The sequence below is a fragment of the Desulfovibrio sp. genome (assembly GCF_019424165.1).
Taxonomy (GTDB): domain Bacteria; phylum Desulfobacterota; class Desulfovibrionia; order Desulfovibrionales; family Desulfovibrionaceae; genus Desulfovibrio.
Window position 1 is genome coordinate 35,745 of sequence record NZ_JAHZAA010000009.1, and the last position, 17,375, is coordinate 53,119.

At 58.2% G+C, this 17,375-nt stretch carries 12 protein-coding genes and 4 tRNA genes; 8 read left to right on the forward strand and 8 right to left on the reverse strand.

All coding sequences use genetic code 11. From position 1 onward, the window contains the following. Window positions 1-3: 3 nt before the first annotated feature. Window positions 4-426, reverse strand: a complete 423-nt coding sequence (rsfS, locus tag QZ377_RS05260) for a ribosome silencing factor (protein WP_291440152.1) — start codon at window positions 424-426, stop codon at window positions 4-6. 341 nt (window positions 427-767) lie between these two features. On the opposite strand from rsfS, the gene QZ377_RS05265 reads away from it, so the two are divergent. From QZ377_RS05265 to QZ377_RS05285, 5 genes are all read left to right on the forward strand, one after another. Continuing rightward, window positions 768-2,072: a phenylacetate--CoA ligase gene (locus QZ377_RS05265; protein ID WP_291440153.1), complete on the forward strand. Its 1,305-nt coding sequence runs from the start codon at window positions 768-770 to the stop codon at window positions 2,070-2,072. Window positions 2,073-2,278: 206 nt separating this feature from the next. Then, window positions 2,279-2,353: transfer RNA gene (locus QZ377_RS05270), tRNA-Gly, on the forward strand. An 11-nt stretch (window positions 2,354-2,364) separates the two neighbouring features. Next, window positions 2,365-2,438, forward strand: a tRNA-Cys gene (locus QZ377_RS05275). A gap of 34 nt (window positions 2,439-2,472) precedes the next feature. After that, window positions 2,473-2,547 (forward strand) — tRNA-Gly (locus QZ377_RS05280). A gap of 5 nt (window positions 2,548-2,552) precedes the next feature. Next, window positions 2,553-2,627 (forward strand) — tRNA-Gly (locus QZ377_RS05285). A 241-nt stretch (window positions 2,628-2,868) separates the two neighbouring features. Here QZ377_RS05285 and QZ377_RS05290 read toward each other — a convergent pair. Continuing rightward, the gene (locus tag QZ377_RS05290) at window positions 2,869-3,102 is read right to left on the reverse strand and encodes a hypothetical protein (protein ID WP_291440154.1); all 234 of its coding nucleotides are present in this window, start codon (window positions 3,100-3,102) and stop codon (window positions 2,869-2,871) included. Window positions 3,103-3,453: 351 nt separating this feature from the next. Here QZ377_RS05290 and QZ377_RS05295 point away from each other — a divergent pair, with 351 nt between their 5' ends. After that, window positions 3,454-5,376, forward strand: coding sequence for a GGDEF domain-containing protein (locus QZ377_RS05295; RefSeq protein WP_291440155.1), 1,923 nt, complete (start codon window positions 3,454-3,456; stop codon window positions 5,374-5,376). A gap of 102 nt (window positions 5,377-5,478) precedes the next feature. Next, the gene (locus QZ377_RS05300; RefSeq protein ID WP_291440156.1) at window positions 5,479-7,386 is read left to right on the forward strand and encodes a methyl-accepting chemotaxis protein; all 1,908 of its coding nucleotides are present in this window, start codon (window positions 5,479-5,481) and stop codon (window positions 7,384-7,386) included. Between the two features lie 238 nt (window positions 7,387-7,624). On the opposite strand, the gene QZ377_RS05305 is transcribed toward QZ377_RS05300, so the two are convergent. The 6 genes from QZ377_RS05305 to QZ377_RS05330 form a co-directional block, all read right to left on the reverse strand. Further along, a complete protein-coding gene (locus QZ377_RS05305; protein ID WP_291440157.1) occupies window positions 7,625-8,068 on the reverse strand; it encodes a cytochrome c3 family protein in 444 nt (147 codons plus the stop codon). A gap of 446 nt (window positions 8,069-8,514) precedes the next feature. After that, the gene (locus QZ377_RS05310) at window positions 8,515-9,492 is read right to left on the reverse strand and encodes a formate dehydrogenase accessory protein FdhE (RefSeq protein WP_291440158.1); all 978 of its coding nucleotides are present in this window, start codon (window positions 9,490-9,492) and stop codon (window positions 8,515-8,517) included. A gap of 311 nt (window positions 9,493-9,803) precedes the next feature. Next, entirely contained in the window at window positions 9,804-10,463 is a 660-nt protein-coding gene (locus QZ377_RS05315; protein WP_291440159.1) for a 4Fe-4S dicluster domain-containing protein, read from the reverse strand. A 49-nt stretch (window positions 10,464-10,512) separates the two neighbouring features. Continuing rightward, the gene (fdnG, locus tag QZ377_RS05320; protein ID WP_291440160.1) at window positions 10,513-13,551 is read right to left on the reverse strand and encodes a formate dehydrogenase-N subunit alpha; all 3,039 of its coding nucleotides are present in this window, start codon (window positions 13,549-13,551) and stop codon (window positions 10,513-10,515) included. Between the two features lie 462 nt (window positions 13,552-14,013). Further along, entirely contained in the window at window positions 14,014-15,693 is a 1,680-nt protein-coding gene (locus tag QZ377_RS05325) for an FmdE family protein (RefSeq protein ID WP_291440161.1), read from the reverse strand. Between the two features lie 216 nt (window positions 15,694-15,909). Beyond that, window positions 15,910-16,578 carry a molybdenum cofactor guanylyltransferase gene (locus tag QZ377_RS05330; RefSeq protein ID WP_291440162.1) on the reverse strand — a complete coding sequence of 223 codons (669 nt, stop codon included), beginning with the start codon at window positions 16,576-16,578 and terminating at the stop codon, window positions 15,910-15,912. A 289-nt stretch (window positions 16,579-16,867) separates the two neighbouring features. Here QZ377_RS05330 and QZ377_RS05335 point away from each other — a divergent pair, with 289 nt between their 5' ends. Next, on the forward strand, window positions 16,868-17,356 hold the full coding sequence (locus tag QZ377_RS05335; RefSeq protein WP_291440163.1) for a CvpA family protein: 489 nt from the start codon (window positions 16,868-16,870) through the stop codon (window positions 17,354-17,356). Window positions 17,357-17,375: the final 19 nt, after the last annotated feature.

A 17,375-nucleotide genomic window follows, 5' to 3' on the forward strand; every position in this document is an offset into this window, starting at 1 on the left:
ATCTTATTCTCCGCTGTTCTGCCCAGCGGACGTGCCTTTTCCGGAACCGTGGCCCCACAGGGCTTCAAGGGCGTAGAGCTCGCGCACCGGCTCCTGAAAGATGTTTACAATAACATCGTTCATATCCACAAGAATCCACTGCCCGGTGGCATACCCTTCTGTACGCAGAAATTCGTAGTTGTGTTCGCGGCATAGCTGGGCCACGCCGTCGGCAAGGCTCTGGGCGTGGCGCACCGAGTTCGCACCGGCCACAACAAGGACGTCGGCAAAGCTGCCCTCACCCTCAAGGTCAAGGCAGACCACGCGCAGCGCCTTGTGCTCTTCAAGCCATTGGGCCACCTCCGCCGCCTTGCGGTTCGCGGGAACATCTGAAAACTGTATGGGGGCGCGGCCCCCGACGGGTGTATTGGGATGATTATTTTCCATAGACAGCACATACCGTAAAGCCGGGTCAAGGGCAATGGGCTTGCCTGGGTGGCGCCCTGCCCGAGTGGAGTATTTTGCTCTTTTCCGGGCTGCCGCCCCACCGCGTAAAAAGGTATACCTGGCCGCGGCATACGGCAGCAGGATCTCATGCCGGCCCGCCGGAAGCTCTCAAAAAACATTGCGGCAGCCGTATCCGGCGCGGTGCGCGGCCCTGTTTTTGTTGACCAGTTGCGGACATTGCGGCATACCGAAAAGGGTTTACACACGGCAACGCCGTTTTTCATTTTTGTATTGACGGCCCAAGGCCGCCGCCAAAAGCCAGCTAGCTAAAGGAGAGGGCCGTGCTTTTCGACATCAAACAGGAAACCCTGCCCCGCGAGGAAATGGAAGCATTGCAGTTGCGTCGTCTGCGCGACCTGTGCAACCGTGTTTACGCCAACGTGCCCTTCTACCGCAAACGCTTTGACGAAGCGGGCATATCCCCCGCGGACATCAAGTCACTGGCCGACCTGAAGCTTCTGCCTTTCACCGAAAAGCAGGACCTGCGCGACTACTACCCTTTTGGCCTTTTCGCCGTGCCGCGCGACCACATCGTGCGGCTTCACGCCTCCAGCGGAACAACGGGCAAGGCCGTGGTGGTGGGCTACACAGCCCGCGACCTTGAAACCTGGGCAGAGCTTATGGCCCGCAGCATGTCTGCCGCGGGCGTCAACCGCTCGGATGTGGTACACATAGCCTATGGCTACGGCCTTTTTACCGGTGGCCTTGGCGCGCACTACGGCGCGGAGCGCATCGGCGCCACGGTGGTTCCCGCATCCGGCGGCGCCACACGCCGCCAGGCGCACCTGATGCGCGACTTCGGCGCCACCGTGCTGTGCGCCACCCCCTCCTACGCCCTGCACCTCTGGGAAGCCGCCAACGAGGCCGGGGTAGATTTTCGCGAACTGCCGCTGCGTACAGGCATTTTCGGCGCGGAGCCGTGGTCTGAGGCCATGCGCCGTGATATTGAAGAAAAGATGGGCATGGACGCCATGAACATCTACGGCCTGTCTGAAATAATGGGACCCGGCGTCGCCATGGAATGCGTTGAGGCAAAGCACGGCATGCACCTGTGGGAAGACCACATCCTGCCGGAAATTATCGACCCCGTCACCGGCGAGCAATTGCCCCCCGGTCAGGTCGGCGAACTGGTGCTGACTACCCTCACCAAAGAGGGCATACCCATGCTGCGCTACCGCACCCGCGACCTCACAAGCCTCGATTACACCCCCTGTCGTTGCGGGCGCACGCATGTGCGCATTTCGCGCCTTCAGGGCCGCAGCGACGACATGCTTATCATACGCGGGGTCAATGTCTTTCCGCAGCAGATCGAAGGCCTGCTTATGGAAAGTGACGGCCTTACACCCACCTATCCGCTCCTTGTTGGCACATCCCACAACCTCGACACCCTTGAGGTGCGCGTGGAAGTCAGCGACACCCTGTTTGCCGACGAAATACGCAAGCTGCAGATGCTTGAAAACCGCCTGCAAAAAAGCATCAAGGAGTTTCTGGGCGTCTCGGCCAAGGTGCGCCTGATGGAACCGCGCTCCATCCAGCGCTCCGAAGGCAAGGCCCAGCGCATCGTGGACCAGCGCGAAAAACCGTAGCACACGACAGATGCGCGTTTTGACGCACGCAGACTTCGACGGGCCGTTATCACGGCCCGTCCTGCGTTTCATCTGCACCCCGGCTTTTCATGCAGTTTTGCCCCGGTTTGCCCTACCGGCAGCGCAGAAAAAAATAAATCTTGCCGAAATTTATGGAACAAAGCTTGACACTCAGGCTCAATCCACGTAAAAGCATACCTCGCTGAGCGGGAGTAACTCAGTGGTAGAGTGCAACCTTGCCAAGGTTGAAGTCGCGGGTTCAAATCCCGTCTCCCGCTCCAATTTTTTTGCTGGCGGCATAGCCAAGTGGTAAGGCAGAGGTCTGCAAAACCTCCATCTCCAGTTCAAATCTGGATGCCGCCTCCAAAAAAGTTTCACGCTTCGCCGTTTCGCAGACCATGCGGGAGTAACTCAGTGGTAGAGTGCAACCTTGCCAAGGTTGAAGTCGCGGGTTCAAATCCCGTCTCCCGCTCCACTTTTGCGGGAATAACTCAACGGTAGAGTGTCAGCTTCCCAAGCTGAAGGTTGCGGGTTCAAATCCCGTTTCCCGCTCCAGAGAAAGAACATGCCCTTACGGCCACGCCGCAAGGGCTTTTTTTATTGCTCAACGGGGCATGCGGAAATTCCCAGTTCTTTGTCTCTTCCCCCTCGCGGATGCGTCTCCTCACAGCATAGCCAAGGCGCTGCTAACGTGCTGCTGTAGAAAAAATAAAAAGGGCCGAGGTTATCACCCCGGCTTTTCCGCTTTTATGTCGTATGAACGACTTCGCACCTCGATATCAGTGGCGCAAATTTTTTATTGATGCTGAAACGACGATGCATCCAGCTTCATTCTTGTTTCGTCAATAATCCTTCTTAGCCCCTGGTTAAAATCATCTTTTTTTACAATCTGCGTATTCGCTCCAAACCATCTGTGAACTTTAACTTCATCTGAAGCTGGCGGTACGCTCTTAAGATAGTTTGTCCAGTTTGATAAAATACGTTCGATCTCACTACGTTGTTTTTTTGTAATCTCATTATTCAATTTCATTATTGTTTACGGTGGCACAAAAAAAGCGATTGCACAAGTTAATTAAACTATTTTTTTGTCCTCAAAATATCATCATTTCAAGTGGCGTTCCCAGCCGCATATCTTCAGCATAAATAATCTTCCCCCATCACCGCTTTGTCTGTGCCGGCCTTCAGACATCTTCAGCAAAGGCATTGCTGCGTAAAAAACCGCCGTGGCAACTGCCTGTATTTGAACCTGATGCGCTGCATGCAGCAACGCACAAACCTGCTGCTACGCTTTTTGTGCAAATACCGGCACAACCGTCACATGGCTGTAATACCGGGACGCTACCTCATGGAGCAACCCCACTCCACACACCGGAGACAGACCATGCGCAGACAACCGCCTTTCAAAAGCCCTTCTTCCGGGCATGAACCTTTTGTTCTCTGTCCTGCCCCGCGCCCGCTGGAAAAGCCCCTGGCCGCCATGCGCGCCGCTGCCCGGGCCGCTGCCCGCGCAACAGCCCTGGCCGCGGAAGAACGGCAGGCCTTGTGGGACATCCTGCACAATAAAAGCATCCACAGCGTACTCCAGCCCGTGGTTTCCCTGCGGGACAGCTCTGTTCTCGGTTATGAGGCCCTGGGCCGCGGCCCGGTGGGCAGCCCTCTGGGAAATCCCGAAGCCCTCATCAACGCCGCCCTGCGGCATGGCCGCATGCTCGAGCTTGAACACCTCTTTCGCTACAGCGCCCTGCGGGCGGCACGGCAGCTTGCTCCGGGCATACGGCTTTTCCTTAACGTCAACCCCAATATCATTCAGGACCCGCATTTTGGCGTGGGCTTTACCAAGGAATACCTCACCCGCTTCGCCATAAGCGCCGAAGACATCGTTTTTGAAATCACAGAGCGCGAGTCGGTGGACAATCTGCGCGGCTTCAAAAAGATCATCGAGCATTACAAGGCTCAAAACTACAAAATAAGCATTGATGACGCCGGAGCGGGATATTCCGGCCTCAATCTTATTTCCGACGTGCAGCCCCACTTCATCAAGCTGGATATGTGCCTTATCCGCGGGGTAGACAAAGACCTTACCCGGCAGGCCCTGATCAAGAGCATGCAAGATTTTGCCGCCCTGACCAATACGCGCATCATCGCCGAAGGTATTGAAACAGAAGAAGAGCTGGCCACACTCATCAGCTTTGATGTGCCTTACGGGCAGGGCTACTTCATACAGCGCCCCGCCCCAGCTCCACAGCCCATTGACGCCCGTGTGACGCGCATCATCCACCGTGAAAACAAAATAAAAAACCGCTTTTTCGGCGCGCGCGTACACAAGTTCCACGTCCGCCACATTACCCGGCCCGGCGTTGCCGTGCCTCCCAGCCTGCCCGTACTGGAGGCGACCGCCTACCTTGAACGCGACGAAAATCTTCAGGGCCTGTGCGTGGTGCATGAAGGCAGACCTGTGGGCGTGGTCATGCGCCACCAGTTACATCGCCAGTTGAGCGGCCGCTTCGGCTTTTCCCTTTTTGCCGGAAAAAGCGTTGCCTCGGTGATGGATGAAGATTTTCTGGCTGTGGACCACCAGACCACCATAGATATTGTCTCCCGGCAGGCCATGCGCCGCGACAACAACAAGATCTACGACTTTGTAACCGTTACCCGCAACGGCTGCCATACAGGCATTGTCACCGTGCGCGAACTGCTTGAAAAAAGCATCGAGCTTGAAGTGGCAAACGCCCGCCAGCTCAACCCCCTTTCCGAGCTGCCCGGCAACGCCCTTATAGACATCGAGCTTGAGCGCCTGGCACGCCTTGGGCAGGACAGGCGCGTACTTTACTTCGATATCGACAATTTCAAGGCATACAACGACAAATACGGTTTCAAGAACGGCGACCGCGTACTCAAGCGCCTGGCCTCCATCATTGCCGAAAATATGCCTCAAGGCGATTTTGTGGGGCATATCGGCGGCGACGACTTCATAGCTGTAACCAGTCTGTCGCGGGCGCAAGATATCTGCCTGAGCATCCTGAACGCATTCGAGCAGGGTGTGGCCGCATTTTACACTACCGAAGACCTGCACAATGGCTGGATGGAAAGCAAAAACCGCCAACAGCAGAAAGAGCGTTTTCCGCTCATGTCCCTGACCATAGTGGGTGTGCGCTCTTGCAGGTTCAAAAGCGGCTTTGCCCTTGCCCGTGCAGCGGCTTCGCTAAAAAAGCGCTGCAAACAGTTGCCGGGCAGCAACAGCATGTTTGATGATGCAGAAGAAGCAAAAGAAGCTACAGACAATCACCCTCCCCCGAAAGAATAACCTTGCTGCCATATGACCGTCATGCCTTGTCGACGTATGAAGCTATCTTCATGCCGTGCGGTAAAAAGCCCATGCCAGACAATAACAATACTGAGGATACACATGAAGCTTGGCGTCAAACTTGTTCTTTCGTTTTGCTGCATAATTCTTTTCATGACGCTTCTTTTTGCCGTATACATGCGCAACAGCCAAAAAATTACCACCACTGTAGATCATATAAACGAAACGGTTATTCCTTCACTGGCTGCGGTACAGGCCATGAATGCCCTGCTCTATTCCATCCGCTCGGACCTTGCCGCCGTCAGCACCCGCACGGACAGCGTCAGCATCACGGAATACACCTCGCGGATCAGCCGCTCTCTCCGGGCGCTGGCCGGGCATGAAAAGGCGTATGGCGAACTGTCGGCGCGCGCCGTACCACCCGGCTGTACCCTGCCGGATCCGCAGGAACAGGCCCAGAGCCTGCCGGCACTGCTGGAAGGCATTGCCGCCGCCACCCGCGAAGACAGCCGTAACCGTGAGCAGATCATCGAGCTGGCCCTGGCCGGAGAAAGCGAGCAGGCCGTAGCTCTTTTCGACCGTAGCCGGGCCAATTTCTTGCGACTCACGCGGTTTTATGAACATCTGCTTGAGCTGGATACAAGCCGCAGCCGCCAGGCCGCTGAGGCCGCCCGCCATATTGCCGCCCAGTCGCAGACCCTGGCGGCGGTTCTTACCGGTGTAGCCATACTGTGCAGCATTCTGGTCGCCAGCCTGCTCACCCTGTCCGTCAATCGCCAGTTGGGCATTGACCCCGGCAAGCTGTGCGATCTTGCCCGCCGTGTGGCCCAGGGGGACTACAAAGTGAACACGAGCGCACAAAAAACGTCTGCGCACGGCGTATACGCCTCCATCCTGACCATGGTGGCCTCATTGCAACAGCATATAGAACGGGCCAACGAGCAGTCTGAAATAGCTTTGCGGCAGTCGCAGCGGGCGGAAAAAGCCCTGAGCGAAGCCGAGTCGGCACGGGAGCAGGCACAGACGAGGGCGGAAACCATTCTACAGACAGCCGCGCAACTGGAAACAATGGCCCACTGCCTCAGTGCCGAATCCGGGCAGTTGACCCTGCGCATGGATGAGTCCAGCCGGGAAGCCGTGACCACCGCCGCAAGCCTGGATCAAGCGGCTGTGGCCATGGGGCAGATCAACACCACAGCGCGGCAAACAGCCGCAAACGCCGGGCAGGCAGCTCAGGCGTCCGCCGCCACAAAAGCCAGCGCCGAGGATGGAGCCAAGGTAGTAAGAGAAGCTCTGGACAGTATCAACAGGGTCAGCGAACTTTCCACACGGCTCAAGACAGATATGGACGACCTTGATGTTCGCGCGCGCGATATCAGCCGTATTATGGGGTTTATTTCAGACGTTGCCGACCAGACCAACCTGCTTGCCCTCAATGCCGCCATCGAGGCAGCCCGTGCCGGAGATGCCGGAAGGGGTTTCGCCGTGGTCGCGGCTGAAGTACGCAAGCTGGCCGAAAAAACTATGGCTTCCACCAAAGATGTGGACAGCGCCGTCAGCGCCATGCAAAAAAGCACAACACACAGCATGGCTTCACTTGATGAAGCCGTAGCGCAGGTAACAAGGGCTACAACGAGCGCGAACGCATCAGGTGCGGCCCTTGAAGCCATCGTGGGCATGGCTGAGGCCACGGCGCAACAGGTGCGCTCCATTGCTGCTGCCAGCGAAGAACAGTCCGCTGCCAGTGACGCGGTTGCCCATGCGGTCAGCCAGGTGAGTCAGTCCGGAAGGCACAATGCCCAGACCTTGACCGATGCGGCAGGAGCCGTAACCGGGCTGGCGGGCCAGGCGGCCGCCCTGAAAGCTCTTGTTGACAGCCTGCGCCGTCAGGAGTCAGCAGCTAGGGCAATTAACGCTTCAAATGATTGCTTGACGATCGGCAAAGCCACCCTGCAACCATCTGGCGACAAGGATCTGGAAACAAATCATTGTAGCGCATTTCAAGTGTGAAAGACTCTAGCCAGTACATAACGCAGGATCAGGGGCCTCGGGCAGAATAAAACAGCAGCCGGGCAACTCGCGGATAAAAAATGCAGCGGAACAGTAAAAAACACCCGGTCTTCCCGCAGAAACTGCCGAAAAATCCACATTACAAGGCAAATCTCTGTCCATAAAGGCAAGGATGCCGGTCAACCTCTGGCTGACCGGCATCCTGCATGCGGCACAAGTGCCGCCTGTGCTTGCAAAACTATTTTTTGGCAGCCTTGGCGGCCTCGGCGGCTTCACGCGCGGCGGGGCTCATGTGACAAGGGCGGCAGCCCTTGAACTGCGGGAACTTGCCCGGATTTTCAGCGGCAAGCTTTTTGTGACAGCCAAGACACGAGCGGTCGCCGTTTTTGGAGTGGAACGCCATAAACATGCTCATGGGGTCGCGCTCACGAGCGCCGGGCGTGGAGTGGCACTCGGTACAGGCCACATAGCGGCCGTCGCCGCCTTCCTCGTGGTGGCAGTGGAAGCAGGAGATACCCTTGTGTGCAGTGTGGGGAAACATGACGTTCATGCGCTTGGAGCCGGAAGCTTCAATCTCAATAGGTTCCTTGATGGCTTGCGACATCTCTTTGACGCTGCGGGCCTGCGCGCCGCCGGCCCACACAAACGTCAGGGCAAAAAGAGTGATGACCAGGGTTTTCATGAACAAGCTCCTCCTGAGGTAGTAAATCTTCGGAAGCCCAGCAAAATGATCATTTTTGCTCTCTGCCCACAGCGGCCCGAAGCGCAAAACCTCATGCATGCCTTGATGCGCCAGGTTTCGCCCGGACCGTCAGCCTTGGTAAAGAGCAGAAATCCTCATTACTGCAACGGTTTCCTTTGTGTCTCTGCGCATGCCGGACCACCCGGCCGACCTGGCCTCTGACGCGCCGCTGGCGCGTATCTTCAGCCCGGCGGCTTGCGGGCGCGCTTCTGCCCGTTGGCCCGGCCCGTCATGCTTCCGGCCTTTTACACACAACTCTTTGCGCTCGCGGCGGCTCACGGCGCATGAATCTCATGCTGCCACTGCCTCCGCCATGCTTGCGGCCTGCACCCTTGCGGCGGGCGCCTGCTCCCAAGCCGTCAGAACAGCTCCACCGTTAGCCTGCCCTAAAAAGTATTCCAGAACGAAACCTTGAGCGGGCGCAGCTTTTTACGGGCCGCTACCATGTCCAGATGCATCATGCCCAGGGCCAGCGCGTCCATATCCGGCTTTCCGTCGCGTTCGCGCAGGTCCACCGTGGGGCAATATGTTTTGCACTTGGTGCACCAGTCCAGCCGTTCACCGTGGGCCGAGCCGCTTTCACGCAGCATTTCGATGACGCCGCTGCCCTTTTCGCCACACGAGGGACAGGTTCCGCGCATAAATTTCCAGTCAGTGCCGCACAGGCCGCAGTGCAGGTGTTTTTTGCCGCCACCGCCGGTCAGATAGGCATTTTTTTCATCAACCTGGGGCTTGTCGAGCCAGGCGATGGTAGCAAAACAGCCGCATACGGGGCAGTAGCCCTGTCGCCACAGGCTGCCCGCATCCCAGGGGGCGTCCCCTTCTTCCGGCAGGCTCCCTGACACAAGAGCGCGTAATACCGGGGCCAGCACAAAGCTGAAGGCAAAATGCAGCACGGAAGGATCGAGGTCATGCGCGGCAGCCAGACGGGTTTCTTCTTCGCTGTTGCCCGACAGCAGGGCTTCGGCCAGCGCCTCGCGCGAGTCCTGTTTGGCCTTGGCCCCTTTGCCCTTCTTTGCCGCTCCGGCCGGAGCCAGCAAAAAAGCCTCAAGGGCGGGTATATGGGAAGATATGGTTTCCAGCGTAGACAAAAGAGGCAACAGTTTTTCGGCGCTTTGGCGCAGCGGTTCGGCGGCTCCCGTCAGCGGCACGCCTGCCAGCAGGGAAAGGCCCTGCTCCAGAGCGCCGGGCTGCGCTTCAGGCAGTTTCAGCCCCGAAGCGCGTACGCTGTCGGCCAGATCTTCGGCCAATTGGGCCTGGGCGGCCAGCAGGGGTTCAAACGCCCGCAGCACGGGTTCCAGCACGGGGCGGTATTCCACCACCTCCGCCAGGGTTTTTGCCACGCTTTGGCAGGATGAGGCCATTGATGCTCCCAAACCCGGAGGCCGTAACCTCCGTCCGAAAGGTGATAGCGGCGCACGGGCTGTTTCCCGCGCGCCGCACTTGATGCCGTATCGCAGGCCCGGCCACCGAAGCGGCAGGCCTGTTTTCGGCGAAAAGGCTTTTTCGCCGAAGATATGCCCAAGTGCTCCGCCCGGCTGTGCCGTGAATTCCGGCTTCCGGCATAAAGCCGGAAGCCGTTGAATACTGTGCAGGCCTGACGGCAACGCTGTGAATCAGCATAATTTCAGTTGACAATTATGGCAATGCCAAACTGAAACCCGACTGAAGCGCTCTACATAAAGGCCGCGAATTCGTAATATTTATCTTTGGTGTCGGCCAGCAGGTAGATCACGCTGACATCTTCCATATCGGCCAGAAAAGCCTTGGGCCAACGCTTTTTGGCGTTTTCAAGGCGCTTCTGGGCCAGGGGCAGCACCTCTTCACGCTCGCCGAAGACCATGGCCCCGGTGGGGCAGGTTTTGACGCAGATAGGCTGCATGCCCGCGCTGACACGGTCGATGCACATATCGCACTTGGTCAGAAGGCCGTTTTCGGGGTCACGCCTGGGGATATTGTAGGGGCAGGCTTCCTGTATGGCCTGGGCATCGTCCTCGCTGAGCTTGGCCGATTTTTCCGTAGCCAGCACGGCCCCTGTTTTCTTGTCCTGTATCATGGCGCCCGGCACCGCCATGTCTGCCACGTCCACACAGGGCGGCGTAAGGCAATGGCGGCACTGGTCGGGAAAGAAGTTCCAGACCACGTTGCCTTCATCATTGATATATTCGTGAAAGCGTACAATCTTGAGATTGTTGGGGTTCAGATCCGGCGGATTCTGGTGCGTGCCGAGCTGCTTGGTGTGGTTGGCAGGCAGATCATGCCATTCCTTACAGGCCAACTGGCAGCCACGACATGCCGTGCACCGCGTGGTGTCAACTAAGAATGTTTTCGGCATAGTATGCTCCTTGTCAGGCGCGCCCTACCGTAAGGGCGCGCCCTTCTCGTTAGCCTATTTCGGTGAGCTTATCAGCCTTGCGCAGGTTTACGCAGCAGGCCTTGGACTCGGGAATGGTAGTATTGGGGTCATACGCGCCAACGGTAAGCCGGTTGGTGGAATCACCGGTTTTCGGCGTTGTCCAGCCAAAGGCAAAGGGCATGCCCACCAGGTGGACAGTTTTGCCCATAACCGTGAAGGGCCGTATGCGCACCGTTACCATAGCGATGGCCTCACAGTTGCCGCGCGCGCTTTCAAGTACGACCCCATCGCCGTTCTTGATGCCCTTTTCCTTGGCCAGCTCGTGGCTTATTTCCACATAAAGCTGCGGCTCTGTTTCCAGCAGGTTGGGTACGTTGCGCGTTTCACCGCCGCCGCACCAGTGCTCGGTAAGGCTGTAGGTGGTCAGCACTATGGGGTAACGCGGATCGGCCGGAGGCGCGATCTTGTCCATGTCGGTTTTGTGGTATTTATACACCGGGCTGCTGAGCTGCCTGGAGAACGGATGGCTCGCCAGGGGCGTTTCAGCAGGCTCGTAGTGCTCGGGGAACGGACCGTCAGCCGGGCCGGGACCGTAGAACTGGGCAAGGCCGTCCTTGACCATGATAAAGGGCAGCTTGCCCTTGGCATCAGCCATGGGCGGCCAGGGGCCGTCGGGCACGTCGCCCACCCACTTGCTGCCGTCCCATTCGATAACAACCCTGTTGGGGTTGAAGGGCTTGCCGTTCATGTCCACCGAGGCGCGGTTGTACAGGATGCGCCTGTTGAGCGGCCAGCACCACGACCAGTTGGGGAAGAGGCCGATCTTGGCCTGCATGGGCGTCTGGCTGGGGTCGCGCCGCCGCGACTTGTTGCCGTCTTCTTCCGTCCAGCTTCCGGTGTATATCCAGTTGAGGGAAGACGTGGTGCCGTCGTCCTTGAGCACGCCGAAGGTGGGTACAAGCTGACCGCGTTTATAGGTCTTGTCGCCCACCTTGGAATCAGCCCAGAAGAAACCGTTGATGCGCCTGGCCCATTCTTCGGGATCGTACTTGTCCGTCCAGTGCATCTTCAGCACGGCTTCGGGCAACACGCCGCCCTCTGCCTTGTACATACTGCGAATGGTGTTGAAGAGAGGCACAACCACATCAGCGAAGTTGCGCGCCTCTCCGGCGGGTTCCACGGCCTTGTCGAACCACTGCAGCCAGCGTCCGCTGTTGCTGATGGTTCCCGCCTTTTCGATGCGGTGGGCCGAAGGCAGCAAAAAGACCTCGGTCTTCTTGGTCTTGGGGTCTACGCCGGGGCGTTGCCAGTTATCCGTGGTTTCCGAGTTATGGATTTCAGAGCAGACCAGCCAGTCAAGATTGTCCAGGGCTGCCCGCATCTTGTTGGTGTTGGGGAAGCTGTTCATGGGGTTTACACCCATGATGAAGCCGCCCTTGATCTTGTTGTTATAGATATTGTCCATAATGAACATGTACGAATAGTCCACGCCCGGTTCCAGCTTGGGCAGCAGGCTGTAGCAGAAGTCGTTTTCGGGGGTGGCGGCGTCGCCGAACCAGCCCTTGAGCAGACTTGTCACATACTTGGGCCTGTTGCCCCACCAGTTGGCGCTGTTAGGCACCACCGTTACCGGAGTATTGGCCTTGTTGTACTCGGCCAGGGTCTGCCACGGGGCCTGGGGCGTGCCGTGGTAACCGGGAATGTTGTTGTACAGCAGGGCGTGGTCGGTTGAGCCCTGCACGTTGGGTTCGCCGCGCAGCGCGTTGATGCCGCCCCCGGCGATGCCTATGTTGCCCAGTAAAAGCTGTACAAGGCTCGAAAGGCGGATGTTCTGCACACCTACGGTATGCTGTGTCCAGCCCAGTGCGTAAAGAATGGTTCCCGCCTTGTCCGGCTTACCGGTGGCGCAGAAGTTCTTGTACACTTTGAGCAGGTTGTCCTGCGAAACGCCCGTAATGTCGGAGACGTTTTTAAGCGTGTAGCGGGAGTAATGGTCCTTCATGAGATTGATGACGCAGCGCGGATTCTGGTGCGTGGGGTCCACGACAGGACCGCCGTCAGGCCCCTTGGCCAAAGCCCACTTGCTTTTGTCATACTTGCGGGCGGCGGCGTCATAGCCGCTGAAAAGCCCGTCTTCAAAGGCGTACCCGTCACCCACCACAAAGGCCGCGTTGGTGTAGTTATTGACGTATTCCTTGTGGTACAAACCGTTTTCAAGGATGTAGTTGAGCATGCCGCCCAGGAAGGGAATGTCCGTACCCGAACGAAGGGGTACATGGAAATCACACCTGGCGGATGTACGCGAGAACTTGGGGTCAACGTGCATGAGCACGGCCCCGTTGTCCTTGGCTTTCATGATCCACTTGAAAGCCACGGGATGATGTTCAGCGGCATTACTGCCGATAATAAGCACCGCATCGGCATTCTTGATGTCGATCCAGTGGTTGGTCATTGCACCGCGTCCGAACGACTCTGCCAGAGCCGCAACAGTGGGGCTGTGTCAGACCCGTGCCTGGTGGTCCATATGGACAACACCCAGGCCGCGCAAGGCTTGATGGATAACAGCGCATTCTTCGTTGGAAGCGTGCGAGGTTCCCATCCAGAAGATGGTTTCCAGACGGTTGACCGTCTGCCCTTTGTCGTTTTTAAGGATCATGTCCTTGTCGCGTGCGTCCTTGACGCGACGCGCTATTTGCTCAAGGGTCCAGTCCCAGTCTTTTTCTTCCCACTTGTCGCTGAACGGAGCGCGATACATGGGTTTCATCAGGCGGTGGTCGCTGGTGTACATGGAGTACAGCGCCGCGCCCTTGGCGCAGAGCGCGCCTTCGGTGATGGGAAAGTCCGGATCGCCCTCAGTGGAGACAAGCTTGCCGCCCTTGACGTAAGCGATGATCTGACACTGAACAGAACAGAAGGGGCAAATGCTCGATACTTCCTTGGCACCCTCGATCTTGAGTTTGCCGGCGTATGCCTGGGCCTCGCCCAGGTCAAAACCCAGGTGCCCCAGCGTAAGGCATAATACCCCTGCACCGACACCTTTGAGAAAACTCCGTCGAGTGCTTTTCATGAGACCTCTCCTTGTTTGTGCCTGTCACATGCGCGGGGCCGAGGCAGGCAGCCGCGCAAAAGAAGCTTTGGCGACAATGTGTGCGCCTTGATAATAATAAAAAGAGTTGCGATCACCATATTCCAAAAATCGTGATGTCGCAAGATTGTTCGGCATTTTATATTATAGTTTCACGTGTTTGTGATATTTTTCTCTATCTCGCAAATTGTCATACCATTACAGCGAGATACTTAAACTACCCCTTGCCGCTGTCCATTTTTTGCTAAAAAACCACAAAAAACGTGCACAAAATATCGCCTGAAATTACTGATTTTTTCTTTTATCATTTTATTTACCAGCAAAATTCTTTTTACGCCCGTTGCCAACGGGGCGGTCCCGGCCGCAAAAGCGCCCAAAAAAACGGCCTGCGAAAACTTTTTCACAGGCCGTTAAGCAGAATATGAAACTGCGGATTTTACTCCATTATTTGCCAAACCAGCACTTGGGCCAGGTGCAGGTATGGCAGGCCAGGCAATAGCCGCCCTCGCCCAGGCGGGCAAGCTCGGCGCGGGTAATCTCGCGCCCGGCCAGAAGGCGCGGCAGCACAAGATCCAGAAACGTGGTCTTGAAGTACAGGGCGCAGGCGGGTACTCCAAGCACCTGCATGCCGCCGCCGGGGCCGGGTATGCGGCCAATAAGGCTCATGGTTCCCGGCAGCACGGGTACGCCGTGCAGCACATCGGTAAGCCCGGCGTCCAGCAGGGCCTGGCGGGTCACGTCGTCAGGGTCCACGGAAAGCCCGCCCGTTGTCACCAGCAGATCCGCGCCCGCCGCGCGCATTTCCGCCACGGCTTTGCCCATCATGGCCCTGTCATCGGGTACGATGTCGGTTCTGACCACCTCGCAGCCCAGCATGGCGACCTTGGCCGTGATGATGGGGATAAACTTGTCTTCGATAATACCCTGAAAAACCTCGGTTCCGGTCACAAGAATGCCCACGCGCGCCTTGCGCAGGGGCAGCACGCTGAAAAGCGGGCCGCCTTCCAGCGTCTCAAGCGCCTGGGAGAGGCGCTCACGGCTGATAAAAAGCGGTATGGCCCTGGTCCCGGCCAGCGGGCCGCCCTGCTTGACCACAGTGGCGTCCTGCCGCGAGGCTACCATAACCTCGGGGACCAGGTTGAAGTGCCGCATGCGCTCCACATTCACGGTAAAAAGACCGGCACGCTCGGCGGTAAATTCCACCTTGCCCTCGCGGGGCGGCAGCGAAAAAGCCACGCCCTCGCCCGCCATGCGCCGGGCAAAGGCCTCGGCCGCTTCATTTTCGTGTACCGTGTCACCGCTTCGCGCGGCATAGGCGGCAAAATCACTCTCCCCTACCGGGCTGTCGGTCACTGCCACATGAAAACGGCCCATCTGCTGTAGGCGGCATATATCGCCCACGCTGATGCGCTGCCCGGCCTTGAACTCCGGCCCCTTGAACTGGCCGGGGTCTATACGGGTCATGTCGTGCGCCACGGTATGCCCCACGGCCTCCTCCACAGGAACCACCCGTATTCCGGCGGTTTCCTGCCGGGGAGCCGCCTTGATCTCGCGCCGCGCCACCACATAGGGAGCCTCGCCCTGACAGCCCCGGCATACCGGGCCGTCTTCCACCGGGTAGGCCTCGCCACAGCCCGGACAGCAGACAATGCGCGTCATGTGTTTATGCCCGATGAAGCGGCGCTTTATGGTCACAGGCTCCACATTGCAGATGCTGTCTCCGGCCTGTTCTATTTCGGATTCAAGACGCGGAACATCCTGATCTTTCTTGGGCTTTTCCTTAAAAAACCATGCCTTGATTTCCGGATAGGCAGCCATTTTCTCCGGGTCCAGGCTTACGCGCACGCCTTCACCCGTATGCTTGTCGAAAAGCGATACCGCATAGCGCCCCAGATTGTGTATCTTCATCCAGCCGTTGCCGATACTGCACAGGGTGAGCAACTGCACGGCGTCAGGCAGGCATTTGCCGGATTCCACCACGGCCTCGAAAAGCGTGCCTTCGGGGATATGCCTTTTGGCAAGCTCCACCATATATCCGCCCACAAGCAGCCCTGGCGCGGCATAGCCATGAAAGTTTTCCGCCAGACGCCGGAATTCGTCGAATGTATAGGAACCGATATTCATGCTTTTCTCCAATGCCGCAGCCCCTGCCGGAGCGGATGCGAATACTGTTTTGACCCTGTGTAAGCCAATTCGTCTGTTCTGGCTACCTGTGCGCCGCTTTTCTCTCCCTGTGCGCTGAAAGCCCCGCACGCGCGGATAACGCTGGTTTTCACGCGCGCGCCCATAAAGCCGCATACGGCGCTAACGCGCTATAACAATTGGACGTTACTGTAAAAATCACCCTTTTTCAGCAAAGCGTGCATTTTTTTGCGCCAGCAGGGTCCGGGCCTGCTCAAGGTCGGCGGGACAGTTGCAGTTGAAAAAAGGTTCAGACTCTTCCGGTCCGTAGTCTACAAAATGGCGCAGCTCGCCGGGAACCATCAGGCCCAGCTTGCGCTCGCCCCGGGCCAGGGCCGCGTCAAAATACGGCAGGGCAGCCACCTCATACACCGCAGTGAGTGACTCCACACGGCCGGTATCCCGCGCACGGTAGGCCGTAACCAGTGTTTGCGGCGGCGCGGCATCCCTGGCCGCCAGCAGTCTGCGCAGTGTGTGGGCATCCATAAGAGGCAGATCGCACGAAAGAGCCAGAAGGGCCGTATAGCCAAGTTCCCCGGCATGGCGCAGAGCCGCCTGCAGCCCGGCAGCCGGTCCCTGGCCCGGCAGTGCGTCAAAAACGCAGTCATAGCCCTGCCGGGGCGCATCGGCGCGGCAGGAAACAAGGCAGAGAGGCAAAACAGAACGCACAAGGGCGCAGGCCGTGAACAGCAGGTCGGGCGCGGCGGCAGCGTCGATGCCCGCGCCGCAAGCGCCCGGCAGGCGCAAGCGGGCCTTGTCCGCGCCCATGCGGCTTGAAAGCCCTCCTGCCAGCACCACTCCGGCGACCCGGCCTTTTTCGCTGTTCATGTTTCCCCCGTTGCTTCCGCTTTGCCGTCATGCGCGAGGCCGCACATCTGAGCAATGTAATATCTGCCGTCATCTTGTCAAAGCCACAGATATGCCGACCAGTGCCGGGGCAAACCCTGCCGCCGCCCCGGCAACAGAATATCGGCCTCCATAAAATACCGGCAGCTTCGCGGGCGGCCCCGGTGCATTGTGCCGCGCCCGCGCTTTTGCTATGCTGCCTTGCGCTGTTCGCATGAGGCTGCGGAGCGTGCGCAAGAAGCCGCATACAGGCACTTTCCAGGGAGAAGGCATGGGCCAGGATATTTTTGACCTCATTGTTGTTCTGACGCTGGTGTTTTTTGCCGGGCGTGGATATTTGCACGGCTTTGTTGGTGAAGTTGCCGGCATCGTATCGCTTTTGGGCGGCTTTTGGATGGCCCACAACTACCACGACAGGCTTTCACCCCACCTGACGCTCATCACAGACCCCGGCTGGCGCACCGTGGCCGCCTACGTGCTGGTCTTTCTCGGCGTGCTTGTGTCTGTGGCGCTTATTGCCCGGCTGCTGCAAAAGATTCTTTCCTTTTCCTTCGTCACCTGGGCCGACAGGATGGCCGGAGCCATGTTGGGCCTTGCCAAGGGCGCCCTGCTGTGGTCCCTGGGCATGCTGTTGCTGCAAAAATTCTTTTCCCAGGCGGCCTTTATGCAGCACAGCCGTGTGTTGCCCTATTTTAACGCCCTCACGGCGCAGGTCCGCGGCTGGCTGCCGCCGGATATTGTGTCGCGCCTGGGTCTCTAGGGTATATCAGCTTTGAGGG